Raw genomic sequence first — 25,989 nt, 5'->3', positions numbered from 1 at the left:
GGAAGCACAAATGAGCCATATCCCGAGCGAACTGAAATATGCCACCTCCCACGAGTGGATCCGTGTCGAAGCCAACGGCGAGGCCGTGGTCGGTATCACCGAGCACGCCCAGGAGCTGCTGGGTGACATGGTGTTCGTCGATCTGCCGGAAGTGGGCAAGCAGGTTAGTGCCGGTGATGACTGCGCCGTGGCCGAGTCGGTCAAAGCCGCCTCTGACATCTACAGCCCGGTGAGCGGCGAGATCCTGGCCGTCAACGAAGAGCTGGAAGGCAGCCCCGAGCTGGTCAACTCCGACCCCTACGGTGCCGGCTGGCTGTTCCGCATCAAGCTGGATGACGCGGGCGAGCTCGCCAACCTGCTGGATGCCGAAGGCTACCAGAACGTGGTGGACGAAGAGTAATGCCCCCGGGCCCTGCCAATCGCGCAGGGCCCGTTTGTATGCATGCCCGTCGGCCAGGAGGCCGGCCGGCGAGGGTGAAGTCGTCCGTCCCGGTTTGCCCACGGCAAACCGGACAGCCGCAAGACGACCCCCTGTCGCTATGAGCGACATCCGGTGCCGGCAGGGGCCACCCTGCCAGCCGAACATGAGTGAAGCCGGCCGAGGCCGGCTGTCAGGCACTTAGTTATCAGGACTTTTTATCAGGAATAGGGAAATGACCCAGTCACTGTTTGAACTCGAGCAAAAAACCGATTTCATCCGCCGTCACATCGGGCCGGGTGAGGAAGATCTGCGCGCCCTGCTGGCCGTGGTGGGCGCCGAGAGCCTGGACGATCTGATTGAGCAGACGGTCCCCGCCGCCATTCGCCGGCCGGGCCCGCTCGGCATCGGTGCCTCCATGACTGAAGTGGAAGCGCTGGCCAAGCTCAAGGGCTATGCCGCCCAGAACAAGGTGGCCAAGAGCTACATCGGCATGGGCTATCACGACACCCACGTGCCCCACGTCATCCTGCGCAATGTGCTGGAAAATCCGGGCTGGTACACCGCCTACACCCCGTACCAGCCGGAGCTGGCACAGGGCCGTCTCGAAGCCCTGCTCAACTTCCAGCAGCTGACCCTGGATCTCACCGGCATGGATCTGGCCAGCGCCTCCCTGCTGGATGAGGCGACCGCCGCCGCCGAGGCGATGGCGCTGGCCAAGCGGATGGCCAAGTCCAAGTCCCACCTCTTCTTCGTGGCCGACGACGTGCACCCCCAGGTGATCGACGTGGTCAAGGAGCGGGCGGTCCACTTCGGCTTTGACGTGGCAGTCGGCCCGGCCGAGCAGGCCTGCGCCGAAGAGGTGTTCGGTGCCCTGTTCCAGTACCCCACCACCACGGGGGAAGTGAAAGATCTGCGGGCGCTTATCGCCGCGGTGCAGGCCCAGAAAGGGCTGGCATGCGTCAGCGCCGACATCTTGTCGCTCCTGCTGCTCAAGTCCCCGGGTGAGCTGGGTGCCGACGTGGTGCTGGGTTCGGCCCAGCGCTTTGGCGTGCCCATGGGCTACGGTGGCCCCCACGCCGCCTTCTTCGCCACCCGTGATGCCTACAAACGCTCCATGCCGGGCCGCATCATCGGCGTCTCCAAGGATGCCCGCGGCAAGGCCGCCCTGCGCATGGCGATGCAGACCCGCGAGCAGCATATCCGCCGCGAGAAGGCCAACTCCAACATCTGTACTGCCCAGGTGCTGCTGGCCAACATGGCGAGCTTCTACGCCGTCTACCACGGCCCGGTGGGGCTGAAGACCATCGCCTCCCGCGTGCACCGTCTGACCACCATTCTGGCGCTCGGTCTGAAGGCCAAGGGCGTGGCCCTCAAGCACGCCAGCTGGTTTGATACCCTGACCGTACAGACCGCCGAGAAGGCTGCGCTGATCGCCAAGGCCGAGGGGCTCGGCATCAACCTGCGCGCCGATCTGGATGGCGCCGTGGGTGTCTCCCTCTCCGAGACCACCACCCGTGGCGATGTGGCCGAGCTGTTTGAACTGTTCCTGGGCACAGGGCACGGTCTGGACATCGAGGCCCTCGACAAGGCGGCCCAGGCCCATCACGCCATCCCGCAGGATCTGCTGCGCACCGACGCCGTGCTGACCCACGAGGTGTTCAACAAGTACCACTCCGAGACCGAGATGCTGCGCTACATCCACCGTCTCGAAGCCAAAGATCTGGCCCTCAACTACGCCATGATTTCGCTCGGCTCCTGCACCATGAAGCTCAATGCCACCGCCGAGATGATCCCGGTGACCTGGCCCGAGTTTGGCAAGCTGCACCCGTTCGCCCCGCTGGCCCAGGCCAAGGGTTATCAGTTGCTGCTGGCCGACCTCGAAAACTGGCTGGTGAAGGTGACCGGTTACGATGCGGTCTGCATGCAGCCCAACTCCGGCGCCCAGGGCGAATACGCCGGCCTGCTCGCCATCAAGAAGTACCACGAGTCCCGCGGCGAGGGGCATCGCGACATCTGCCTGATCCCGGCGTCTGCGCACGGCACCAACCCGGCTTCCGCCCAGATGGCGGGCCTGCGGGTCATCGTCACCGCCTGTGACAAGTCGGGTAACGTGGATCTGGACGATCTGCGCGCCAAGGCCGCCGAGGCGGGTGATCAGCTCTCCTGTCTGATGGTGACCTATCCCTCCACCCACGGGGTGTACGAGGAGACCATCAAGGAGGTGTGCGACATCGTTCACCAGCACGGTGGTCAGGTCTATCTGGACGGCGCCAACATGAACGCGCAAGTCGGGCTGACGGCGCCGGGCTTTATCGGGGCGGACGTTTCCCACCTCAACCTGCACAAGACCTTCGCCATTCCTCATGGCGGTGGCGGCCCGGGCATGGGCCCCATCGGCGTGAAGAAACACCTGGCCCCCTTCGTGGCCGGTCACGCCGTGGTCAAGACCGACAAGGAGAGCCGCAACAACGGCGCCGTGTCGGCGGCACCGTTCGGCTCGGCCAGCATCCTGCCCATCAGCTGGATGTACATCGCCATGTTGGGAGACGAGGGGCTGAAGAAATCCACCCAGGTGGCCATCCTCAACGCCAACTACCTGGCCAAGAAGCTGGGTGAATCCTTCCCCGTGCTCTACTCCGGGCGCAACGGTCGGGTGGCTCACGAGTGCATCCTGGATATCCGCCCGCTCAAAGAGGCCTCCGGCATCAGCGAGATGGACGTGGCCAAGCGCCTGATGGACTACGGCTTCCACGCGCCGACCATGAGCTTCCCGGTAGCGGGCACCCTGATGGTCGAGCCGACCGAGTCGGAATCCAAGCGCGAACTGGACCGCTTCGTCGAGGCGATGACCGCCATCCGTGCCGAGATCGCCAAGGTGCAGGACGGCCACTGGAGCCTCACCGACAACCCGCTGGTGCATGCCCCCCATACCCAGGATGACGTGATGGACGGTGAGTGGAATCGTGGCTACAGCCGCGCCGAGGCGGTGTTCCCGTCAGACGCTGTGCGTGCCGCCAAGCTGTGGCCGTCGGTCAACCGCATCGACGACGTCTACGGTGATCGCAACCTGTTCTGCTCCTGCATCCCGACCGAGGACTACGCCAAGTAAGCGCAGGTGCTCAGCGTGACCTGGTAAACAATGACTTGGTAAAAAAGGCCTTGCATCGGCAGGGCCTGGTCGGGCAATCAGGGCTGAGCAGAGCTATCAAGGTGTCAAAATCCGAAACCCGTTGGCGGGTTTCGGATTTTTTTATGGGCATTTGGCAGACCCGGAACCAGGGCCGGCTGGCTGTGCCGGGCGGGCAGTTCGGCTAGCTGGCCAAGGGGGCCGGGCCACCCTCGCTGTCGCCGAGGCCGCTCTGGTTGGGGCCTGCCGGCTTATCTGCCCTGCTGCTGCGTTGTCAACACCTGGGCTATGCCTGCCAGTATGGGGGCGGCGTAGTCGAAGAAGTGCTTGATCCCGGGGCAGAGGTAGTTCAGGCCAAGCTCGCCATCCGGTGCCCTGATCAGGCGATTCTTGGGGCATTCGCCCCAGCAGAGCGTCAGGTAGGGGCATTGGCGGCAATATTCGGGCAGGCTGTCCCGCTTGGACATGCCAAAGGCCTCCTGGCGGGTGGAGAAGGCCATGTGGCTCAAGGGGCGCTGTTTGATATCCCCCAGCCGGTACTCCGGATAGACGAAGTGATCGCAGGAGAAGACGCTGCCATCGTGCTCGATGGCCAGCGCCTTGCCGCAAAACTCGGCGGTGACGCAGAGCTGGGAGGGGTATCCCATGGTCTGGGCCACGGCGGTTTCGAACAGATTGACCAGCACGCGCCCTAGGTCGTTGTTGACCCACTCCTCGAACACGGTTGCCAGAAAGGTGCCCCAGTCATCGGGATCCACCGACCAGTCCGTGACGATCGACATGGGGTGGCCGTGTTTGCTCAGCTCACTGCCGACCAGGGGCAGCATGCTGTCGTTCCAGAATTGCGGGGCCGTGCGTTTGAAGTCGCTGGCCTCGACGCAGGGGGTGAACTGGATGTAGCTGGCCCCCAGCTCCCGGGTCAGAAAGCGATACACCTCGAGGGGATATTTTGCATTGTGCCGGTTGATGACGGTCAGGGCATTGAAGGGAACCTGATGCTGGCGCAGCAGCGCGGCCGCCGCCATCACCAGATCGAAGGTGGGTTTGCCGCTGCGGGTCACCCGGTATTTGTCGTGCAGTGCGCGGGGCCCGTCGATGGAGAGGCCGACCAGAAAGCCGTGCTCCTTGAGAAACCGGCACCACTCGTCATTGAGCAGGATGCCGTTGGTCTGCAGGTCGTTGCGGATGCTGACCCCGGGCGGGCAATGCTGTTGCTGCAGCGCCACTATCCGGCGAAAGTAGTCGATGCCGAGCAGGGTCGGTTCACCGCCCTGCCAAGAGAAGACGATCTCGTCGCCATCCTGTCCCTCTATGTAGCTGCGGATGAAGGTCTCCAGCGTCTCTTCATCCATCCTGGGTTGTCTCGGTTGATGGAGCAGGTCTTCCTTGTGCAGGTAGAAGCAATATTGGCAATCGATGTTGCACTTGGAGCCCCCCGGTTTGGCCATGACGTGGAAGCGGCGGGCATAGGCGCCGCTGCTGTCACGGCTGGCGGTTTTGAGCGGGGTGACGTCCAGGTGCGTGGTGTCACGGGTCCGGATCTTGTTCATCGTTACTCTGCTGGTGGCGGCGGGCGAGGTCGGTCCGGGGTGGGTGCCTGACGAGGTGCCCAGCTCTGCCGCATGAAGAAGGTGGCGGAGGGATAACCCTCCGCCGTGTCGCTTACTGCTGGGTTTTCTGCATGGCTTCCTGGATCATCTTGGCCATGTCGAAGGTGGTGCCCCCCTGAACCGGCGGATACTGGACCAGGGTGTTGACATGCTGGTTCACCATCTCGCTGACCGGTGCCAGCAACCAGGACATCTTCTGCAGCAGGTGGCCGTTGGCATCGACGGAGTCGTAACTCTCGAACGGATCGGCTCTCAGGTTGTAGAGCTTGGGTTTGGTGAGCGGGGTAAGGTTGTCATAGTAGTTTTCGGCCACCGCGAAGTGGAACTTCCAGGGGCCTACCCGCACCGCCGAGAGCTTGTCCTCGAAGTAGTAGAAGATGGAGTCGCGAGCCGACTCCTTGCTCTTGCCTTCCCAGTAGGCGAGGTTGTTGACGCCATCTATGTACTGCTTCTTCTCGTCCATCATCTTCTTGTTGACGTCGGGGACACCCGCTGCCGCCGCCAGGGTGGTGAAGAGATCCTGGTGACCCTGGATGCCGTTGAGCACGCCACCCGCCGGGATCTGGGCCGGCCAGCGCGCCATCATGGGCACCCGGACGCCCCCTTCATAGGTGGTCATCTTCTCGCCGCGAAACGGCGTGGTGGCGCCATAAGGCCAGGAGGAGTGTTCCGGACCGTTGTCGGTGGTATAGATGACGATGGTATTCTCTTTCAGCCCCCGTTTTTCCAGCTCGTCGAGCAGATAGCCGATGTCGCTGTCGTGCTGCATCATGCCGCTGCCATGGTAGTCGTATTCGCTGGTGTACTGCTCGGCTGCGTAGCGCCACTTGTCGTTGAGACGGGTATAGAGGTGCATGCGGCTGGTATTGACCCAGGTGAAGAAGGGCTTGTCTTCCTTGATCGAGCCGTCGATGAACTTGAGGGCGGCCGGGATCATCTCGGCGCGGTCGAACTCCTTCATCCGCTCCTGACCCAGCGGGCCGGTATCGGTGCACTTCTGTTTGCCGACTTCGCCGAAACGCGGGTCAACCGTCTTGTCTTCGGTCTCGGTGGCATAGCAGTGCAGGACGCCGCGGGTACCGAACTTCTTGCTGTACGCCTCGAGCGAGCCTGAATACTGCTTGGCAAAATTCTGGTAATCCCGTTGCTCGTGTTCTTCCTGGGTATTGAGGTGATAGAGGTTGCCGAAGAATTCGTCGAAGCCGTGGACGGTCGGCAGGGCAAAGTTGTGATCCCCCAGGTGGTTCTTGCCGAACTGGCCGGTCTTGTAGCCGACGGCTTTGAGCACTTCGGCCAGAGACGGGGACTCTTTCTTCAGGCCCAGGACGCCACCTGGCATGGCCACCGTCGTCATGCCGGAACGAATGGGGTACTGGCCGGTCAGGAAGGCGGCGCGGCCCGCCGTCGAACTCGGCTGGGCGTAGTGATCGGTGAACTTGATCCCCTCCTTGGCGATCCGGTCGATGTTGGGGGTGGTGTAACCCATGGTGCCCATGCCATAGGCGCTGACGTTCTGCCAGCCGATGTCGTCACCGAAGATGACCACTATGTTCGGTTTATCCGTTTTTGCCATGACGCCGGCAGAGAGGATCATGCTCACCGCCGCCGATATTTTCCCTAGTTGCATCTTTTCGCTCCGTGTAGGCTCAGAAAAAAACCTCGTTGGCCGAACGACTTGAGCATTCATGACACGGCGGCCCGTTGAGCCCGGGGGCCTCATGCGAAGAATGACGCGGCAAGCCCCCAGCTTATTACTTAACCGTCAACTAATAACCTGAATGTCAGTTGTGCCGTGTGCAGAGTGTGATGGCGATCTCATGTCGCCGAGCAGACCTGCGCGATCGAACAGTGCGTGACAGGGAAAGGGTGAGAGGCCTCTTTATTCCGGTGCAATGACAGGTCAATCTGGTCAGGTCGATGATGTGCCACCCGCTCAGAAGGAGGGGGGGCGCGTGGGTCTGTGCCCGCGCGGCGACCGGATGACCACGAGGTGCATCGGTATGGAGGCGCTGGCGAGCAGCGCCATCAGGTGGCGACATGGCAGGAGAGAGGAATGGACAATACCGAACGATTTTCAGCTCGCGTTGAGGCTTATGTGAAATACCGCCCCGGCTACCCGCCGGCCATGCTGGACTTTCTGGCCGATGAGCTGGCCATGGGACCCGCTAGCCAGGTGGCCGACATAGGAGCGGGCACCGGCATCCTGACGGCGCTGCTGGCCCCTCGGGTGGCGCGGGTCTGGGCAGTGGAGCCGAATCAGGAGATGCGCGAGGCGGCGCAGCAGTTGCTGGCCGGGGTTGCCAATGTCGGCTGGTCTGACGGCCGGGCCGAGGTCACCGGTCTGCCGGATGGCTGTGTGGATCTCATCACGGTGGCCCAGGCGTTTCACTGGTTCGATCGTCCTGCCTTCAAGCAGGAGTGTCGGCGGCTGCTAAAGCCAGGTGGCAAAGTGGCCCTTATCTGGAACGACAGGCTGACTGACACCCCGTTTCTCAAGGCCTACGAGGCGGGGCTGCGCACCTATTCGGGGGACTATGAGGAGGTCAATCATCGCAACCTGGGGGAGGTGGATTTTGCCGCCTTCTTCGAGGGAGATTACCGGCTCGAGCGCTTCGCCAACCGTCAGCTGTTCGATCTCGACGGGGTGCTGGGGCGGCTAAACTCCTCCTCCTATGCCCCGGTGGCCGGTTCGCAGGCCCATACCGAGTTGACGGCGCTGATTGCCCGGGAATTTGAGCGCCACGCCGTCAACGGTGTGATTGCCTTCAACTACAACACCCTGCTCTACAGCGGTCGTGTGTAGCCGGGTCAGATAAAAGCGGCCCCTCGCATCGGGGACGAGGGGCCGCAAGGGGGCAGTGCAATCGGCTCGCTGCCAGTGGGTTGCCGCCGGGCTAACCCTTGTTCAGGCCCAGCATGGCCATCGCCTTGGCCAGGGTATCGACGGATTCCTGATGCTTGCCCGCATTGTGCAGTGCTTCGCCTTCGGCACGCAGTTTCTTCACCTGTGCCAGTTGCTCGGTGCTCAGCGGCGGGGACTTGGCCAGGGCATCGTCAATCTTCTTCATGTCGGCGGGACAGTGAAAGGCGAGCACGCTGCCGGTAAAGAGCAGGGTTAACAGAAACAGGGCTGGTTTCATCTTGATTACCTCACTGGTGGACATCTGCAAGGATAGACCTCACCGCCGCCCTTGTGTTGGCCGGCATCGCAACTCGATTCACTCGGCGAGAGGGGCTGAGTTCTGCCTCTCAGACGCGGCCAGGGGCGATGCGGGGAAAGGAGAGGGTAAAGCAGCTGCCTTTGCCCGGCGCCGAGCGAGCCGTCAGGCCGCCACCCAGCACCGAGGTGGCGATGCGGCGGCAGATGGAGAGCCCCAGTCCGGAGCCCCCCTTGCCCAAGGTGGTGGTAAAGAAGGGATCGAAGATGTGGGCCAGTACGTTGGGCGCCATGCCGCGACCGTTGTCCAGCACCTCCAGGTGGATGGATTGTTGGTCCTGATGGGCCCGGATCTCGATGCGTCCATCCTGGCGATCCCCGATGCCATGGAGGAGGGCGTTGTGGATCAGGTTGAGCAGCACCTGGCTGAGGGGGCCCGGGTAGCTGTCGCAGAGCAGCTCCTCGTCGATGAGATTGTGCAGCACGACCTGCTCAAACCCGGGGCCGGCCTTGAGGTTGGTCAGGTTGTCGTCGATGAGGCGCCTGAGATCGAAGCTGCGCCGGCTCTCCGAGGTCTGCTCGATGGCCACCTGCTTGAAGCTGCTGATCAGCTTGGCCGACTGGGTGATGGCCTGCAGGGCCAGCTCGCTCATCTCCTGGCTGGCGTGCACAAACTCCTCCAGCGTGGTGCGACGGATAGTCTGAGCCCCCAGCTGGGCGGCCAGCTGCCGGGTTTGCTCCTGCAGGGCCGTGGTGGCGATCAGGGCGTTGCCGATGGGGGTGTTCAGCTCATGGGAGATGCCGGCCACCATGGCCCCCAGCGCCGCCAGGGTTTCGGTGTGGATGAGCTCCTCCTGGGTTTTTTTCAGACTGTCGAGGGTGTGGGTCAACTGCGACTTGTGCTGCTCGAGCTCTTCTTGCGTCTCCTGCAGACGAATATTGTCGTAGAGGGTGTGCATGCCCTGCTGCACCGAATCACGAAACTGCAGGAGCAGTTGCCGGTAGAGGCCGCCGTAGTCGTTCTCCTCCCGGCTCAGCACGCAGATGGTGCCGAAGAGTCTGCCATCGGGCCAGCAGAGCGGCAGACCGCAATAGGAGATCATGCCGACTTTGATGTCCGGATTGTGCTGCCATTCGGGATCCTTGAGGGCATTGGGCACCAGGAGCTCCTGGCGGGTATCCATGACCCGTTCGCAATAGAGGCCGGAGTCGAGGTGCTCACGGGCCCCGGCCGGATAGCAGTTGTCCGGCGTCTGGCTGGTGATGAACACTTCTATCTCGCGAGGGTGTACCCGCATGATGAGCCCGGCCGGCACGTGAAACAGCTCAGCCATCAGGTTGACGGTCTTCTGCCAGGAGAGACGCAGGGAGTCCGGGATCTCGAACTCGGGGGCGATCGGGTATTTGGATAGGCTCGCGGACATGAAGGCGTTCCTGTTTGCTGGGGCTGGGGTGAATGGACTGTATTCCCATTCTAGTTGTCCGGCGCGTGCCCTGCGTGTCATGCGTTGACTGATCCCGCGGGGTTGAAGCGAGCGGGAAGCAAACGGTACCATGACTGTTTTGCTCACAATTGCGCCAATCAGGGAGACCCCATGACACTCGCAAGGTTCCTCTCACCCCTGACCAGTCTGGTGATCTTCATTCTGGGTCACGGCATGTTCAACACCCTGCTGACGGTGCGCCTCTCTGCCGAGCAGGTATCGGCCCAGGCCATCGGCCTGGTCTCGGCCGCCTATTTCGGCGGTCTGGTGCTGGGGGCCTTCGTCAACGCCCGCCTCATCATCCGGGTGGGCCACATCCGGGCCTATGCGGCCTATGCCTCCCTGCTCTGCTTTCTGTTTCTGCTGCACGGCATGGTGGTGGAGCCGCTCAGCTGGGCGGCGCTGCGGCTGGTGGGTGGCTTTGCCACCGGCGGCCTGTTCGTGGTGCTGGAGTCCTGGATGCTGGTCTCCAGCACCCCGGCCAACCGGGGCCGGCTGATGTCCCTCTACATGATCCTGCTCTACGGCTCCCTGGCGTTGGGACAGCTGCTGCTCAAGTGGGTGGATCCCATGGTGCTGACCCCGTTCGCCCTGTGCGCCATGGCGGCGACCCTGTCGGTGATCCCGCTGGCTATCTCCCGGGTGGCGACCCCGGCCATGGTGGCGCCCCAGCCGGTCGGCGTCTTGGAGCTGGTGCGGCTCACTCCGGCGGGGATGGGCAGCAGCTTTACCTCCGGTCTGGTGCTGGGGGCCATCTATGGCCTGTTGCCGCTCTATTTCACCGACAGCGGCTCGTCCCTCTCCCAGGTGGCGGACATGATGGCGCTGGTGATCCTGGGGGGCATGTGCCTGCAGTACCCCATCGGTCGCCTCTCCGATCGCTACGACAGGCGGGGAGTGATCCTGCTGCTCGGCGCCGTTTTGGCGCTGCTGGCCCTGTTGATGGTGCTGCTGCCGGATGCCTGGCGCGGCCCCGCCGAGGGGGGCCTGGTGTTTCTGCTGGGGGGGATGGCGTTCTCCATCTATCCCCTGAGCCTCAGCCACGCATGCGACGAGCTGCGCCCGGATCAGGTGCTGGGGGCCAATCAGGGGCTGCTGCTCGCCTACAGCCTGGGGGCCATGACCGGGCCGCTGCTGGCGCCGTTTGTCATGGCGCAGTTCGGGCCAGAGGGGCTGTTCGTCTATTTTGCCCTCTGCGGTCTGCTGCTGGCAGGCTATCTCGGCTGGCGCAAGCGGCAACGGGCCCCCATTCCGCTGGCCGATCACCAGGTCTTCATCCCGGTGCCGCCCAATACCCCCATGACGGCGGAGCTGGAGCCGAGAACGGATCTGGACGGGGAGGCGGTGCCCGCCAGCTATGCCACGCCCGAGCCGGATGAGGTCCAACCGTCGAAAGCCGGCTGAGCCTTTTCGCACCAATAAAAAAGCCGACTCTGTGAGTCGGCTTTTTGTCCATCTGGTCGCTATCAGGCGGTGACGGCGTCGGCCTTGGTCGCAGCAGCTTCTGGCGCCGGGTTGCGAATGAGGTAATCAAACGCCCCCAGCGCGGCGGTCGCCCCGGCGCCCATGGAGATGATGATCTGCTTGAACGGCACTGTGGTGGCATCCCCTGCGGCGTAGACGCCGGGCAGGGAGGTGGCGCCCTTGGTGTCGATCTCTATTTCGCCGAAGCGGGTCAGGGCCACTTCGCTCCCTTTCAGGAACTCGGTGTTTGGCACCAGACCGATCTGGACGAAGATGCCGGCCACCGCCAGGTGCTTGATCTCGCCTGTGGTGCGATCTTCGTAATCCATGCCCACCACCTTGCTGCCATCACCGATCACCTCGGTGGTGCGGGCACTCATGATGATGTCGATGTTGCCCATGGAGCGGGCCTTCTTCTGCAGCACCTCGTCGGCACGCAGGGTATCGGCGAACTCCACTACGGTGACGTGCTCGACGATGCCGGCCAAGTCGATGGCCGCCTCGATGCCGGAGTTGCCGCCACCGATCACCGCCACTCGCTTGCCCTTGAAGAAGGGGCCGTCACAGTGCGGGCAGTAAGCCACGCCCTTGGTGCGGTACTCGAGCTCGCCCGGCACGTTCAGATCGCGCCAGCGGGCACCGGTCGCCAGGATCACGGCGCGGCTCTTCAAGATGGCGCCAGAGGCGAGATCCACGTTGACGTAGCCATCACGGCTGATGGCGGCGGCGCGCTGCTCGGTGATCACTTCCACGCCGTACTGCTTGACGTGCTGCTCCAGGCTCGCGGCCAGCTTGGGGCCTTCGGTATAGGGCACGGAGATGAAGTTCTCGATGCCGACGGTGTCCATCACCTGGCCACCGAAACGCTCGGCAACGATGGCGGTGCGAATGCCTTTGCGGGCGGCATAGATGGCGGCGGCAGCGCCAGCCGGGCCACCACCGACGACTAGTACGTCGTAGGGGGCCTTTTCGCTCAGCTCTTGCGCCTTGCGTTCGGCGGCGCCGGTGTCGAGCTTGGCGACGATCTCTTCCAGCGAAATGCGGCCCTGGCTGAACGGCTGACCGTTCAGGTAGACGTTCGGTACTGCCATGATCTGACGCTCGTTGACCTCGTCCTGGAACAGGGCGCCGTCGATCATGGTGTGGGTGATGCCGGGGTTCAGGGTCGCCATCAGGTTGAGCGCCTGCACCACGTCCGGGCAGTTGTGGCAAGAGAGCGAAATATAAGTCTCGAAGTGGAACTCGCCCTTGAGGTTGCGGATCTGCTCCTGCACGGCCGCATCGGCCTTGGAGGGGTGACCGCCGCTTTGCAGCAGGGCAAGCACCAGCGAGGTAAATTCATGACCCATGGGGATGCCGGCAAAATGAACGCGCGGGGCTTGGCCCTTCGGCGCGACGCTCATGGAAGGCTTGCGGGCATTGGTGCCAGAGGTCTGGGTAATTTTGGGGGACATCTCGGCGATCTCGCTGGCCAATGCCAGCAGTTCGGCGGATTTGTCGCTGTCGTTGCCGGACACGCTGATCTCGATGGGATTGACGATGTACTGCAAGTAACCGTTGAGTTGTTGTTTGAGGTTGGTATCTAACATGGTCGAATTCCTTCTTGTTGAATGCGGGTCGGCGTTTTGTCAGGCCAGAAAGCAGACCGGCCCTTGAGTGGGCCGGTCTTCAGAGCGGGGAGGCTTAGATTTTGCCTACCAGATCCAGGGACGGGGCCAGGGTGGCGTCGCCTTCTTTCCACTTGGCCGGGCACACTTCACCCGGGTGAGCGGCAACGTACTGGGCAGCCTTGACCTTGCGCAGCAGCTCCAGAGCGTCACGGCCGATGCCGCCAGCGTTGATTTCAACGATCTGGATGATGCCCTGCGGGTCGATGACGAAGGTACCGCGGTCAGCCAGACCGGCTTCTTCGATCATCACGCCGAAGCTGCGGGTGATGGTGCCGGTGGGGTCGCCGATCATCGGGTACTGGATCTTCTGGATGGTGTCAGAAGTGTCGTGCCAGGCCTTGTGGGTGAAGTGGGTGTCGGTGGAGACGGCGTAGATCTCGACGCCCAGCTTCTGGAATTCGGCGTAGTTGTCAGCCAGGTCGCCCAGCTCGGTCGGGCAGACGAAGGTGAAATCAGCCGGGTAGAAGAACACCACGGACCACTTGCCTTTCAGGTCAGCGTCAGACACCTGAACGAATTTGCCATTGTGGTAGGCGGTGGCGTTGAACGGCTTGATTTCAGTGTTGATGTAGGTAGACATGTATTTGCTCCTTGGTGATGTACATGTGCCCGTCCGGTAGTGAAGAGTCGTGCCAGACGAGGCGTTTAACTTTCGATGGAGTCATCATAGGGGCTTTTCCTAATCGGTCAAAGCCGCAATTTTGAATCACTTAAATCGACTTATTAGATAAACCACCTCTGCTGTACCTAACATGAATATCGCCAGCATGCAGAGATAACTCCTTGTCGAGATTCAACATCTGTGCGCGACCTCGGCTTTTCAAGGGGAGAGGGGAGAGGGCCGTCAAGTCATGGCGCAGAGGGGCGTCGGGGGGGAGCGAACGGGCAGCGCGAGCGTGCCAGGTGAAGGGGAGGGGTAAAACGCGGATAAAAAAATCCCGGCGTCGTCGCAAGGACAAGGCCGGGTCATCAAACAAGGAATGGCTATATAAACAAAAGCTTTACAGCAAAGACTAACTACGGGGTGTGCAAACTTGCAGACAAATGAGAGGAAGAGGATGGGTGCACAATCCCTCGTCTCCCCCTCGGCAACTATTGCATGGCGGTCATGATAGTGTGATGCAGATCACAAAGCAAGCTGGTGGTGTAATTTTTCAGTCAAAATGAAAGTGTTTCACCATTTATGCCGATAATTAAGGCTGAAAACGCTTTTATTGTAATTTAATTACAGGTTTCGCAGATCAAAAGTCATCAGATGGCTCCTGCTCTTCCATCAGCTCCAGCAGATTGATGGCCACGGCAATGAAGTCCGACTCGGTGACTATGCCTACCAGCTTGTGCCCTTTGAGTACCGGCAGGCAGCCATATTTGTGGCGCTGCAGATAGAGGGCCGCCTCCTTGATGCCGGCATGGGGATCCACGCTCGCCACCTGGCGGGTCATGATCTCGTCGAGCTGCACGCTGTCGGTGAACTCCGCCTCCCGCTCCGGATTGATCAGCAGCAGCTTGGATTCGCGGGTGGCCAGGATATCGGAGAGGGTGACCAAGCCCAGCAGATGATGGTGGTCGTCAACGATGGGAATATGGCGGATCCGCTCCTGCTGCATCAGGTCCATCGCCTGTTTGACGCTGTTTTCCGGACCCAGGGTGAAGGGGTGTTCAGTCATGATCTCGGATAGGGTCATCATGGTGGGCCTCCTTGTGTATCTGCTTTCACCCTAGCCCAGCCCCCTTCGGCAAAACATGATCAGGGTCAATACAAAACCTTAAAGGTTTCTTAACTGGCCCTGCTTCACATAATTGCTCGCTATCCCTTGTCTCTCTTGGGTTTTTGGTCTTTTGGGTTGCCTTGCAAGAGGGGGATAACTAGACTAGCCGCCGATTCCCCCGAGGTGAAAGATGCAAGTATCCGATTTTCATTTTGATCTCCCAGACGAGCTGATTGCCCGCTATCCGATGGCGGAGCGTACCGCCAGTCGTCTGCTGCAGCTCGACGGTCAAACCGGCGCCCTGCGCCACGGTCAATTTGTCGATGTGCTGGACCAGCTCAACCCCGGTGATCTGCTGGTGTTCAACAATACCCGGGTCATCCCTGCGCGCATGTTTGGCCAGAAGGCCAGCGGCGGCAAGCTGGAGGTGCTGGTGGAGCGCATCCTGGACGAGCACAGCGTGCTGGCTCACGTGCGCTCATCCAAGTCCCCCAAGCCAGGTACCCGCCTGATCCTGGATGCCGGAGCCGACGGCGTGCCCGTCGAGGCCGAGATGCGCGCCCGCCACGACGCCCTGTTCGAGATCCACTTCCTGGACCCGCGCCCGGTGCTGGAGATCCTGGAAGCCATCGGCCACATGCCGCTGCCTCCCTATATCGATCGTCCCGACGAGGATGCCGACAAGGAGCGCTACCAGACCGTCTACAACCAGAAGCCGGGTGCCGTGGCGGCGCCGACCGCCGGCCTGCACTTCGACGAGCCGCTGCTGGAGAAAATTCGTGCCAAGGGCGTGGAAACGGCCTTCGTCACCCTGCACGTGGGGGCGGGCACCTTCCAGCCGGTGCGGGTGGACAAGATTGAAGATCACCACATGCACTCGGAATACGCCGAAGTGCCGCAGGAGGTGGTGGACGCCATCGCGGCGACCCGTGCCCGCGGCGGCCGGGTGATTGCGGTGGGGACCACCTCGGTACGTTCGCTCGAGAGTGCGGCCAAGGTGACCCTGGCCCAGGGCAAGCCGCTGGCGCCGTTTTTCAGCGACACCGACATCTTCATCTTCCCGGGTTACCAGTTCCAGGTGGTCGATGCCATGGTCACCAACTTCCATCTGCCCGAGTCGACCCTGATCATGCTGGTCAGCGCCTTTGCCGGCTATGACAACGTCATGGCCGCCTATCAGGCCGCCGTGGCCGAGCAGTATCGTTTCTTCAGCTACGGGGACGCCATGTTCGTCACCCGTCGCCGGGCAGCGGCTTAAGCGGCTGCCCTTCAGAAGCCGTTCAGGACCTGATCGTCAGGATCTCGGCCGGCTTCTTGTACCGGGCCGGTGCGGCCCTACTATTTGTCAGACTGTTTCTCTGACTGAAACCGAGGTAGCAATGAAATTTGAACTGAAAACCACCGACGGCCGTGCCCGTCGCGGTCAGCTGGTATTCGAGCGCGGTACCGTGCAGACCCCGGCCTTCATGCCGGTCGGCACCTACGGCACCGTCAAGGGGATGACCCCGGAAGAGGTACGCGAGACCGGTGCCCAGATCCTGCTTGGCAACACCTTCCACCTCTGGCTGCGCCCGGGGCAGGAAGTGATGCGCGCCCACGGCGATCTGCATGACTTCATGAACTGGCAGGGCCCGATCCTGACCGACTCCGGCGGTTTCCAGGTGTTCAGCCTGGGGCACATCCGCAAGATCACCGAGGCGGGGGTGCACTTCCGTCACCCCATCAACGGCGAGAAGATCTTCCTCGACCCCGAGAAATCCATGGAGATCCAGTACGATCTGGGCTCCGACATCGTGATGATCTTCGACGAGTGCACGCCGTACCCGGCCACTTACGAAGAGGCGCGCAAGTCCATGGAGATGTCCCTGCGCTGGGGCAAGCGCTCGCGCGACAAGTTCGATGCACTGGGCAACAAGAACGCCCTATTCGGCATCATCCAGGGCTCCGTGTACGAAGATCTGCGGGATGTGTCGCTGGACGGTCTCTTGGAGATCGGCTTCGACGGCTACGCGGTCGGCGGTCTGGCGGTGGGTGAGCCCAAAGAGGACATGCATCGCATCCTCGAGCACGTCTGCCCGAAAATTCCGGCCGACAAGCCACGCTACCTGATGGGGGTGGGCAAGCCGGAAGATCTGGTAGAAGGGGTGCGCCGCGGTATCGACATGTTCGACTGCGTGATGCCGACCCGCAACGCCCGCAACGGTCACCTGTTCACCACCGACGGGGTGGTCAAGATCCGCAACGCCAAGTATCGCGAGGACACCAGCACCCTGGATGCCGATTGCGATTGCTACACCTGCAAGAACTACACCCGCAGTTATCTGTACCATCTGGACAAGTGCAACGAGATCCTCGGTGCCCGTCTGAACACCATTCACAACCTGCGTTATTACCAGCGCGTGATGCAGGGTTTGCGGGACGCGATCGAGCAGGGTAAATTAGACAACTTTGTAACTGAGTTTTACCGTCGGCAAGGGAAGCCCGTGCCTCCGTTAGCTGAAAATGACGTTAAATAACAACGATTTATAAGCTAGTTATCAAATTTACATCAATAAGAGGTTGTTAAATGAGCATTATCTCCAAGGCATATGCAGAAGGCGCGGCTCCGGCGGCACAGGGTGGTGGCATGGAAATGATCATCATGCTGGCCGTGTTCGGTCTCATCTTCTACTTCATGATCTATCGTCCCCAGGCCAAGCGTGCCAAGGATCACCGCAACCTGATGAGTTCCCTCTCCAAGGGTGACGAAGTGCTCACTTCCGGCGGCCTGGTCGGCAAGATCGCCAAGGTTTCCGCCGACAGCGAATACATTGTGCTGTCCCTGAACGATCAGACCCAGGTCACCATCAAGCGTGATTTCGTCTCTGCCGTTCTGCCCAAGGGTTCTATCCAGTCCCTCTAATCTCCCGAGGAGCACAGCGTGTTAAATCGCTATCCGCTGTGGAAATACCTGATGGTGATCGTGGTGATCGCCATCGGTTTTCTATATGCAGCCCCCAATCTTTACGGCGAAGACCCGGCCTTGCAGATCTCTGCCAGCCGGGGTGCCGAAGTCAAGCTTGATACCCTTGACCTGGTGAAAGCGACCCTCGACGAGGCGAAGATCCCGGTCAAGCATGCGGCGTTCGAGCACGGCTTCATTCTGATCCGTTTCAAGAACACCGAAGAGCAGCTCAAGGCGCGCGATCTGGTCGCCAACAAGCTGGGTGACAACTTCATTACCGCACTCAACCTGGCGCCTTCCACCCCTGCCTGGCTCGAAGCCATCGGTGCCAACCCGCTCAAGCTGGGTCTGGACCTGCGTGGCGGCGTACACTTCCTGATGGAAGTGGACATGGCCGAAGCGCTGGCCAAGCAGCAGGAGCAGATGGTGCAGGATTTCCGCTCCGAGCTGCGTACCCAGAAGATCCGTTACTCCGGCGTGCGCCGGGTCGGTGATCAGGTGCAGGTGGTCTTCCGCGACGAAGCCGATCAGAGCAAGGCGGTCTCCTTCCTGCGTCGTCAGAACCCGGATCTCACCTTTACCACCGAGCAGAAGGGGGACGAGTTCGTCCTGCTGGCCTCCTTAAGTGAAGCCAAGGTCAAGGAGGTGAAGAAGTACGCCCTCGAGCAGAACATCACCATCATCCGCAACCGGGTGAACGAACTGGGTGTCGCCGAGCCGCTGGTACAACAGCAGGGTGCCGAGCGCATCGTGGTGGAACTGCCTGGTATTCAGGACACCGCCCGTGCCAAGGAGATCCTGGGCGCGACCGCGACCCTGGAATTCCACATGGTCGATGAGACCGCCGACATCCAGGCTGCGGCCGACGGTCGCGTACCGCCGAGCTCCAAGGTCTACAACGATCGCAACGGTCGTCCGGTGGTGCTGCAAAAGCGCATCATCCTGACCGGTGACCACATCGTGGGTGCCCAGTCCGGTTTCGACGAATACAGCCGTCCCCAGGTCAACATCAAGCTCGATGGCCAGGGTGGCAACAAGATGGCCAACTTTACCAAGGACAACGTCGGTAAGGGCATGGCCACCGTATTCATCGAATACAAGCCGGTCGGTCAGCCGGGTCCGGACGGCAAGCGCAAGTTCCGCAAGCAGGAGGAGGTGATCAACGTCGCCACCATCCAGTCGCGCCTTGGCAGCCAGTTCCGCATCACCGGCATCGACAACGCCAACGAAGCCCACAACCTGGCGCTGCTGCTGCGTGCCGGTGCGCTGATCGCCCCGATCCAGATCGTGGAAGAGCGCACCATTGGCCCGAGCCTGGGTCAGCAGAACATCGACAGCGGTATGGAAGCCATCGGCTGGGCCATGCTGGTGATCGTGCTGTTCATGGGGATCTACTACCGTGCCTTCGGTTGGGTGGCCAACATTGCTCTCTCCATGAACCTGGTGCTGATCGTCGGCATCATGTCGATGATCCCGGGGGCCACCATGACCCTGCCGGGCATCGCCGGTATCGTGCTGACGCTGGGCATGGCGGTGGACGCCAACGTGCTGATCTACGAGCGCATTCGTGAAGAGATCCGCAACGGCCGCGGCGTGCAGCAGGCGATCCACCTGGGCTTTGATCGGGCATTCTCGACCATCGCCGACTCCAACATCACCTCGCTCATCACCTGTGTGATCCTGTTCGGTATCGGTACCGGCGCCATCAAGGGCTTCGCCCTGACGCTGGGGATTGGTCTGAGTGCGTCCATGTTTACCGCCATCACGGTATCCCGCGCCATCATCAACCTGGCCTGGGGTGGTCGGCGCCTCGACAAGCTGCCGATCTAAGGAAGAGACATGTTTCAGATTCTACATTTTGAAAAGCCCATCCCCTTCATGCGCTTTGCCAAGCCGGGTGTGGTCTTCTCTACCCTGCTGATGGTGATTTCCCTGTTCTTCCTGTTCGATCGGGGTCTGAACTGGGGTCTGGACTTCACCGGCGGCACCACCATCGAGGTGGGCTTCCAGCAGTCGGTGAGCCTGGAGAAGATGCATGAGGTGCTGGACGAGCAGAAGATTGAAGGGGCGACCCTGCAACACTTCGGCTCCAGCCGTGACGTGCTGGTGCGCCTGACCCCGAAAGAGGGGGTCAAGGTGGAGCAGCAGGGCAACGAGGTGCTGGCGGCCGCCAAGGTGATCGATCAGGGCGCCGTGCTCAAGCGCGTGGAGTTCGTCGGCCCCTCCGTGGGTGACGAGCTGGCGACGGACGGTGCGCTGGCCATGCTGGCCTCCATCATCTGCATCATGATCTACGTGGCGGTACGCTTCGAGTGGCGTCTGGCCATGGGCGGCATCCTCTCCCTGGTGCACGACGTGGTGATCACCCTGGGCGTCTTCGCCTACTTCCAGTACGAATTCGACCTGACCGTGCTGGCGGCCTTGATGACCCTCGTGGGTTACTCCCTGAACGACACCATCGTAGTGTTCGACCGCCTGCGGGAGAACTTTCGCAAGGTGCGCAAGGGGGATACCGAGTACATCCTGGATCTCTCCATGACCGAGACCCTGAGCCGGACCATCATCACCTCCGGCCTGACCTTCGTGGTGGTGCTGGCGCTGCTGCTCAAGGGCGGTCCGCTGATCCACGGTTTCTCGGTGGCCATGGTGATCGGTGTGGCGTTTGGTACCTACTCCTCCATCTATGTGGCGAGCTCGTTCGCCATGTTCTTCGGGGTCAAGCGGGAGCACATGCTGCCGACCCAGGTGGAGAAAGAGGGCGCGGATCAGCAAGAGATCCTGCCGTAAATGACAAGGGCGCCACGAGGCGCCCTTTCTCTTATCATCCGGGTGAGCCATTATGACGGTTTCACCCACGGCCATTGGCCAAGAGGCAAGGAGCAAGCCATGCAACACAATCCCCGTTTTCTGGCGCTGGTAGAGGCCATTCGCCCCCATGTGAAGGAGACCGACGTGCACCAGATCAAGCGCTGGCAGGAGGAGGGGCGTACCTTTCACCTGGTCGACGTGCGGGAAGAGAGCGAGTGGGCCAGGGGCCATCTGCCGGGCGCGACCTACCTCGGGCGCGGGGTGATCGAACGGGATATCGAGACTCGTTATCCGGATCCCGACACCGAGCTCTACCTCTATTGTGGTGGCGGTTTTCGCTCTATTCTGGTGGCGGAGAACCTGCAGAAGATGGGCTACGGCCGGGTGGTCAGCGTGGATGGTGGCTTTCGGGGCTGGTGTGATGCCGGATACCCTGTCGAATCCTGATTTATTTGAGGGAGAGAGGCTCAGCCACATGACAAAGTGTCGGCTGACCTTTACCATATGCCGGGTCAAGCGTAAGCGTCGGAGTGTTCATTGAACGTCAGGAAAGGGATTGGATACCTCCTTGGTATCCTGTTGCTGCTCCCCATGTGGGGTTGCAGCAGTAGCAGTCAGGTTCAAACGCCTCAAGTTCCCAAGCCGCAACCCGCTTCACTGGTATTGGCGACCCCCCTGCAGGTCTCTTACCAGAGCGAGTTGGCGTTGGCGCGACTCGGGCAGATGCTCAGTGAGATGGAATTGACCACCGAGCAACGGGCCGAACTGTTTTATGAGCGTGCTGTCGTGTTTGACCGGGTAGGCTTGCGCTCTCTGGCGCGGCTGGATTTCAACCGTGCCCTGCGGGAGAAGCCGGATTTCGCCGAAGCCTACAACTTCATCGGCGTCTATCTGGTGCAGCAGCAGAATTATGACGAAGCCTACGAGGCATTTGATTCCGCCCTCGAGCTGGCTCCCGATTATGACTATGCCTATCTGAACCGTGGTATTGCGCTCTATTACGGCAATCGCCCCGAGCTGGCCGCAGCCGATATGAAGCGCTTCTACGAGGCGCAGCCGGAAGATCCCTACCGGGTGATCTGGCTCTATCTGGCCGAGCAGAAGCTCAATGCGCCGGCCGCCATGAGCCGGATGCGCGAGCGGCTCAACAAGTATGACGACGACGCCTGGAACTGGGATCTGGTGCGCCTCTATACCGGCGAACTCAACGCTACCCAGTTGATGGGCAACGTGGTGAAAGGGGTGAAGGACAACCGGGAGCTCGCCGAGCGCCTGTGCGAAACCTACTTCTACCTCGGCAAGTTCGAGCTGGCCAGGGGCAATCGCAAGGAGGCCATCAGCTACTTCAAGCTGGCGCTGGCCAACAACGTGTATGACTTCATCGAGCACAGATATGCCCTGCTCGAGCTGGAGCTGATGGCGCGCAAACCCCTGCCGCCCGGCGCCCAGAGTGCCCAGGGCAAGAGCAGCAAGCAGGCATCCTGAGCTTGCTGACTGTCACTGCTTTGAACGATATGGAAAAGGCCTCATAGCGAGGCCTTTTTGCTGTTTGAGTGTCAGGTTTTACGGCGCCATTGCATCGGCATCGGCCAGTGACCACCGTGCCCGCCAGTAAGGGCGCAATTACTGCGCCAGCATCATGCCGGGGATCTGGCGCCAGTAGCCGTTGCAGTCCCGCTCCTGTTGCAGGGGCAGAGGGGCCTGACCCCGTTCGTTGGCCTTGAAGTGCGCCAGCATCGTCAGGGTATCCAACCCCTCGGGGGAGAGCCGCACCACATCCACCAGTCCTTCCATGCCGGCCAGATCGTTGCCCAGGTTGTAGCAGTAACCGGACTGGGTCTGGATGCCGTTGAGGTTGAACACCTTCTGCCCCTCGCGGCTGCTGGCGAGCCGGCCGGTGGGGTAGTCGATGCAGGCCAGTTCACAGTTGTCCTTGGGCCGATCGAGGGAGCGGGCTGTGAAGCAGCGCGCCGAATAGGCGAGCGGCAGGTGGCCGTAGGCGAACACCTCCACCTCGAACTGCTGGCGGACGTTGCCGAGATCCTGATTGAGCTGCACCAGCCAGTCGCGCGACAGCTCCACCGGCATCACCCAGCGCTGCATCCCCTGTTTGAGCAGCATGCGCAGCACATCGGCGTTGTAGGCGTTGATGGCGGGGCCGCAGACGAACGGCAGCCCGGCCTCGCTGGCGAGCTGGACCGCGCCCAGATCGTTGGCCTCGATCATCAGCTCGCCGTTGTCGACCAGCCGCTTCACCTCCTTGAGTTCGGAGGGGGCGGAGATGAGCGCTAGCGTGGAGAGCACCGCCTGCTTGCCGGAGCCGGCCACCTGACGGGCGAGGGCAATCCAGTCATCCACTTTCAGTTCGCGGCGCTTGCTGCAGACGGTTTCCCCCAGATAGACGATGTCGGCCTGGCTGGTGGCGGCCGCCTGATAGAAGCCCTGGGTGTCGGCCTTGGGCCAGTAGAAGAGCAGGGGGCCGAGAGAGAATTTCATGAACAGGGCTCCTTATTGCCACTGGCGATGATAGGCGCCGAGGGTGGTCTGGCTTCCCTCGGAGACGCGGGCGAGCTGGGCATCCCACTCGGCCTTGACCCGATAGGCCTCGGGGTTGGCCTGATAGGCGTCGATGGCGGCGCGCCAGACCCGGGTCACCTGCTCCACGTAGGCGGGGCTGCGTTGGCGCCCCTCGATCTTGACCGACTGGATGCCGGTCTGGAACAGCTCGGGCAACAGGCCCAGGGTGTTGAGGCTGGTGGGCTCCTCCAGCGCGTGGTAGGTCTGACCGTCCACCTCGAAGCGCCCCTTGCACAGGGTCGGGTAACCGGCGTTCTCCCCCGGGCCGTAACGGTCGATCAGCACCTCGTTGAGGCGAGACTCGAGGCCGCTTGGGGTCTCCTCCCAGCGCACGAACTTGGCCGGTGAACAGGCACCGACGGTGTTGGGACTCTCGCCGGTCATGTAGGAGGAGAGGTAGCAGCGCCCCTCCGCCATGATGCAGAGGCTGCCGAAGGCGAACACCTCAAGGCCGACGTCGGTCTCGCGGGCCAGCTGTTTCACCTGGTGCATGGAGAGCACGCGCGGCAATACCACTCGTCCGACATTGAAGTGCTGCTGGTAGAAGCGGATGGCGGCGGCATTGGTGGCGCTGGCCTGCACCGAGACGTGCAGCTCCAGATCCGGGTAGCGGCGGCTGGCATAATCGAGCACGGCGAGATCGGCGATGATCAGGGCATCGGCTCCCAGTGCGGCGCCCTTGTCCACCGCCTGCTGCCAGCGGGCATCGGAGCCCGGGTGGGCGAAGGTGTTGATGGCGATGTGCAGCTTGCGGCCATGTTGATGCACGTAGTCGACCGCTTTCTCCAGCTTGCTGTCGGTAAAGTTGAGCCCGGCGAAATGGCGGGCGTTGGTGTCATCCTTGAAGCCGATATAGACGGCATCGGCCCCGTTATCCACGGCTGTTTTCAGTGCCGGCAGACTGCCTGCCGGACAGAGTAATTCCATCGGTACGCTCCGAGAGGGCAAAAATGCAAAAAAGTGGCCCGATTGTATTCACCGGCGTCCTTCCACTTTTTGACCTGAGGCAGCTTTGTGTGGCTTTATCCTTCTTGAGGTAAGTGGGCACAAGTTTGATTTCCAACAGGATCATGGCGCCGACCCTGTGTTTGAATGCGCAAAAAACAGGGAGTTCATCGTGTTCAAACAACTGCAGCATCGCCTGGTCGAACAGGCCCCTCGCTTCTTGCGCCACCCTCTCAAGCTGGTGCCCTTTGCCCTGCAACAGCATCTGATGGAGCGCCTGCTGGCCAGCGTCTTCAAGGAGGCCATCGCCGATGGCGACTTTGCATTTCTGGCGGGCAAGTGGCTCAAGGTCGAGGTATCGGATCTCGAGCTCTGCTGGTTCATCAGCGAGCAGGAGGGCAAGCTGGTGGTGGCCCGTCACTGTGAACAGGCCGATGTCTGCTTTAGCGGCAGCAGCAACGATCTCATCCTGATCGCCGGTCGCAAGGAAGACCCCGATTCCCTCTTCTTCCAGCGCAAGCTGAAAATAGAAGGCAATACCGAGCTGGGACTGGAGGTAAAAAACCTGATGGACAGCCTGGATCTGGACGGGTTGCCGAGCCTGGTGCGCTATCCGCTGATGGATCTCGCCACCTTTATCGAGCAGGCCAGAGCCAGCTCAGCGCAAGAGGCGCATTCTGCGCCGGCGGGTGGGGTGGCGTCTCAGCTGTGAGGCAAGCCCCTCGGCATGATGGCGATAGTGGTTGCGGGCCCACAGGCAACGCAGGGCCCAGAGGCAGGGCAGCAACGCCAGCAGGGCTCCGGCGCCTTGTTGGCGTGACAACAGCAGACCCAGCACCAGCCAGAGGAAAGGTTGGGCCTCATAGAGCCACTCCGGCTGCAGCCAGACCTTGTTTGGGAAGATGACCAGATCGGTGCGCCGATAGCTGGAGCGCATCATCCAGCTGGCGGCCCCGGCGACAAACAGCAGGCCCCCCGCCAGCCAGAGCAGCGGGGAGTGGCTGAGCGCGATGATGCCGATGGCTGCCAGCAGATAGCAGGCCGGCAGCTTCTCATAAAGCCAGCGCGGGCACATGTGGTCTCCTCTCTTTCACCTTCCCATCCTCCAAGTTTAGCCTGCCCTTGTGCCCGCCTCATGCCGCTTTGTTCTACAAACCGGCGCGATAGTTGTGAAATGGAGCGCCATTTACGGTGCCAAAATAGCGATTGGCTATGTTACAATTGCGCGCCATTTTTGACTGAAGATTGACTGGGCATGTTGGATCAGATTCGTATCGTGTTGGTAAACACCTCTCACACCGGCAACATGGGGTCTGCGGCACGCGCCATGAAGACCATGGGCTTGAGTCAGATGGTGCTGGTTGATCCGCAAGCCCTGCCCGATGGCAATGCCAATGCATTGGCTGCCGGTGCCAGCGACATCCTGGCCAATGCCCGTGTCGTGGCGACGCTGGATGAAGCCATCGCCGATTGCGGTCTGGTGATCGGTACCAGTGCCCGTTCCCGCACCCTGAGCTGGCCCATGCTGGATCCCCGCGAAGCGGGCGAGAAGTTGGTGGCCGAGGGTATGCAGCATCCGGTGGCGCTGGTGTTTGGCCGTGAACGTACCGGCCTCACCAACGACGAGCTGCAAAAGTGCCACTACCATGTGGCCATCCCGGCCAATCCCGAGTACAGCTCCCTCAATCTGGCCATGGCGGTGCAGACCCTCTGCTATGAGGTGCGCATGCACTGGCTGCAGCGGCAAGAGCAAGCCGTCGACAGCGGGATGGCAGTGGAGTACCCCAGTGCCGAACAGCTGGAAGGTTTTTATCAGCATCTGGAACAGACGCTGCTCAAGACCGGCTTCATCACCGATGACCACCCGGGTCAGGTGATGAACAAGCTGCGCCGCCTGTTCAACCGGGCGCGTCCGGAGGCGGTGGAGCTCAACATTCTGCGCGGCATTCTGACCTCGGTGCAAAAACCCAGGCCGCAGGATTAAACCCGACTGAATTACTCAACCATATACTTGACTGATTTAGTCGGGTATGTGACCATATGCCCATATTGATTGGTTCGCAAGACGGTAAG

At 61.5% G+C, this 25,989-nt stretch carries 23 protein-coding genes; 13 read left to right on the top strand and 10 right to left on the bottom strand.

The features are described from left to right. The first annotated feature begins 10 nt into the window (after positions 1–10). Entirely contained in the window at positions 11–400 is a 390-nt protein-coding gene (gene gcvH / locus G5134_RS08025; protein ID WP_019840407.1) for a glycine cleavage system protein GcvH, read from the top strand. A gap of 253 nt (positions 401–653) precedes the next feature. Continuing rightward, positions 654–3,530, top strand: a complete 2,877-nt coding sequence (gene gcvP, locus G5134_RS08020) for an aminomethyl-transferring glycine dehydrogenase (RefSeq protein ID WP_206219853.1) — start codon at positions 654–656, stop codon at positions 3,528–3,530. A gap of 269 nt (positions 3,531–3,799) precedes the next feature. Here gcvP and G5134_RS08015 read toward each other — a convergent pair whose 3' ends face one another. Together G5134_RS08015 and G5134_RS08010 are read right to left on the bottom strand one after the other, a co-directional pair. Continuing rightward, positions 3,800–5,098: an anaerobic sulfatase maturase gene (locus tag G5134_RS08015; RefSeq protein ID WP_421231944.1), complete on the bottom strand. Its 1,299-nt coding sequence runs from the start codon at positions 5,096–5,098 to the stop codon at positions 3,800–3,802. Between the two features lie 112 nt (positions 5,099–5,210). Then, positions 5,211–6,752: an arylsulfatase gene (locus G5134_RS08010; RefSeq protein WP_082970192.1), complete on the bottom strand. Its 1,542-nt coding sequence runs from the start codon at positions 6,750–6,752 to the stop codon at positions 5,211–5,213. A gap of 459 nt (positions 6,753–7,211) precedes the next feature. On the opposite strand from G5134_RS08010, the gene G5134_RS08005 reads away from it, so the two are divergent. Further along, positions 7,212–7,961 carry a class I SAM-dependent methyltransferase gene (locus tag G5134_RS08005; protein ID WP_065018572.1) on the top strand — a complete coding sequence of 250 codons (750 nt, stop codon included), beginning with the start codon at positions 7,212–7,214 and terminating at the stop codon, positions 7,959–7,961. A 91-nt stretch (positions 7,962–8,052) separates the two neighbouring features. Here G5134_RS08005 and G5134_RS08000 read toward each other — a convergent pair whose 3' ends face one another. Both G5134_RS08000 and G5134_RS07995 read right to left on the bottom strand, forming a co-directional pair. Beyond that, complete coding sequence (locus G5134_RS08000; RefSeq protein WP_005299713.1) at positions 8,053–8,298, bottom strand: hypothetical protein; 246 nt, start codon at positions 8,296–8,298, stop codon at positions 8,053–8,055. A 109-nt stretch (positions 8,299–8,407) separates the two neighbouring features. Continuing rightward, positions 8,408–9,739, bottom strand: a complete 1,332-nt coding sequence (locus G5134_RS07995) for a GAF domain-containing sensor histidine kinase (RefSeq protein ID WP_054545107.1) — start codon at positions 9,737–9,739, stop codon at positions 8,408–8,410. A 171-nt stretch (positions 9,740–9,910) separates the two neighbouring features. Between G5134_RS07995 and G5134_RS07990 the strand changes: the two genes are divergently transcribed. Continuing rightward, complete coding sequence (locus G5134_RS07990) at positions 9,911–11,203, top strand: MFS transporter (protein ID WP_017786690.1); 1,293 nt, start codon at positions 9,911–9,913, stop codon at positions 11,201–11,203. A 62-nt stretch (positions 11,204–11,265) separates the two neighbouring features. Here G5134_RS07990 and ahpF read toward each other — a convergent pair whose 3' ends face one another. The 3 genes from ahpF to G5134_RS07975 form a co-directional block, all read right to left on the bottom strand. Next, complete coding sequence (gene ahpF / locus G5134_RS07985) at positions 11,266–12,852, bottom strand: alkyl hydroperoxide reductase subunit F (RefSeq protein WP_421231943.1); 1,587 nt, start codon at positions 12,850–12,852, stop codon at positions 11,266–11,268. 94 nt (positions 12,853–12,946) lie between these two features. Then, a complete protein-coding gene (gene ahpC / locus G5134_RS07980; protein ID WP_421231942.1) occupies positions 12,947–13,513 on the bottom strand; it encodes an alkyl hydroperoxide reductase subunit C in 567 nt (188 codons plus the stop codon). Positions 13,514–14,174: 661 nt separating this feature from the next. After that, positions 14,175–14,621 (bottom strand): CBS domain-containing protein, encoded by a 447-nt coding sequence (locus tag G5134_RS07975; RefSeq protein WP_017765922.1) that lies wholly within the window; start codon positions 14,619–14,621, stop codon positions 14,175–14,177. Positions 14,622–14,832: 211 nt separating this feature from the next. On the opposite strand from G5134_RS07975, the gene queA reads away from it, so the two are divergent. The 7 genes from queA to nlpI all read left to right on the top strand — a co-directional run bounded on the left by queA (position 14,833) and on the right by nlpI (position 21,879). Beyond that, the gene (gene queA / locus G5134_RS07970) at positions 14,833–15,900 is read left to right on the top strand and encodes a tRNA preQ1(34) S-adenosylmethionine ribosyltransferase-isomerase QueA (protein ID WP_010634307.1); all 1,068 of its coding nucleotides are present in this window, start codon (positions 14,833–14,835) and stop codon (positions 15,898–15,900) included. 121 nt (positions 15,901–16,021) lie between these two features. After that, positions 16,022–17,158 carry a tRNA guanosine(34) transglycosylase Tgt gene (gene tgt, locus G5134_RS07965; protein WP_065018569.1) on the top strand — a complete coding sequence of 379 codons (1,137 nt, stop codon included), beginning with the start codon at positions 16,022–16,024 and terminating at the stop codon, positions 17,156–17,158. 50 nt (positions 17,159–17,208) lie between these two features. Next, positions 17,209–17,544 (top strand): preprotein translocase subunit YajC, encoded by a 336-nt coding sequence (gene yajC, locus G5134_RS07960; RefSeq protein WP_005299732.1) that lies wholly within the window; start codon positions 17,209–17,211, stop codon positions 17,542–17,544. Positions 17,545–17,562: 18 nt separating this feature from the next. Further along, positions 17,563–19,416 carry a protein translocase subunit SecD gene (secD, locus tag G5134_RS07955; protein WP_005299734.1) on the top strand — a complete coding sequence of 618 codons (1,854 nt, stop codon included), beginning with the start codon at positions 17,563–17,565 and terminating at the stop codon, positions 19,414–19,416. Between the two features lie 9 nt (positions 19,417–19,425). After that, the gene (secF, locus tag G5134_RS07950; protein WP_005299746.1) at positions 19,426–20,373 is read left to right on the top strand and encodes a protein translocase subunit SecF; all 948 of its coding nucleotides are present in this window, start codon (positions 19,426–19,428) and stop codon (positions 20,371–20,373) included. A 99-nt stretch (positions 20,374–20,472) separates the two neighbouring features. Beyond that, complete coding sequence (locus G5134_RS07945) at positions 20,473–20,841, top strand: rhodanese-like domain-containing protein (protein WP_010634304.1); 369 nt, start codon at positions 20,473–20,475, stop codon at positions 20,839–20,841. A 90-nt stretch (positions 20,842–20,931) separates the two neighbouring features. Then, on the top strand, positions 20,932–21,879 hold the full coding sequence (nlpI, locus tag G5134_RS07940) for a lipoprotein NlpI (protein WP_005299750.1): 948 nt from the start codon (positions 20,932–20,934) through the stop codon (positions 21,877–21,879). A 138-nt stretch (positions 21,880–22,017) separates the two neighbouring features. Here the strand turns inward: nlpI and G5134_RS07935 are convergent, their stop codons facing one another. Both G5134_RS07935 and ubiU read right to left on the bottom strand, forming a co-directional pair. Then, positions 22,018–22,890, bottom strand: a complete 873-nt coding sequence (locus G5134_RS07935) for a U32 family peptidase (protein WP_065018568.1) — start codon at positions 22,888–22,890, stop codon at positions 22,018–22,020. Positions 22,891–22,902: 12 nt separating this feature from the next. Then, positions 22,903–23,898 carry a ubiquinone anaerobic biosynthesis protein UbiU gene (gene ubiU / locus G5134_RS07930; protein WP_005299752.1) on the bottom strand — a complete coding sequence of 332 codons (996 nt, stop codon included), beginning with the start codon at positions 23,896–23,898 and terminating at the stop codon, positions 22,903–22,905. Positions 23,899–24,088: 190 nt separating this feature from the next. Here ubiU and ubiT point away from each other — a divergent pair, with 190 nt between their 5' ends. Further along, positions 24,089–24,628: a ubiquinone anaerobic biosynthesis accessory factor UbiT gene (ubiT, locus tag G5134_RS07925; RefSeq protein ID WP_025201837.1), complete on the top strand. Its 540-nt coding sequence runs from the start codon at positions 24,089–24,091 to the stop codon at positions 24,626–24,628. Here the strand turns inward: ubiT and G5134_RS07920 are convergent. After that, positions 24,575–24,991, bottom strand: a complete 417-nt coding sequence (locus G5134_RS07920; RefSeq protein ID WP_010634300.1) for a hypothetical protein — start codon at positions 24,989–24,991, stop codon at positions 24,575–24,577. The two genes, ubiT and G5134_RS07920, sit on opposite strands and share 54 nt — an antisense overlap. A 180-nt stretch (positions 24,992–25,171) precedes the next feature. Between G5134_RS07920 and trmJ the strand changes: the two genes are divergently transcribed. After that, positions 25,172–25,900, top strand: coding sequence for a tRNA (cytosine(32)/uridine(32)-2'-O)-methyltransferase TrmJ (trmJ, locus tag G5134_RS07915; protein ID WP_065018567.1), 729 nt, complete (start codon positions 25,172–25,174; stop codon positions 25,898–25,900). Positions 25,901–25,989: the final 89 nt, after the last annotated feature.

It is taken from the genome of Aeromonas sp. 600276 (assembly GCF_049175815.1).
GTDB classification, from domain to species: Bacteria; Pseudomonadota; Gammaproteobacteria; order Enterobacterales; family Aeromonadaceae; genus Aeromonas; species Aeromonas dhakensis.
This window is presented reverse-complemented; position numbering and strand designations above follow the sequence as displayed.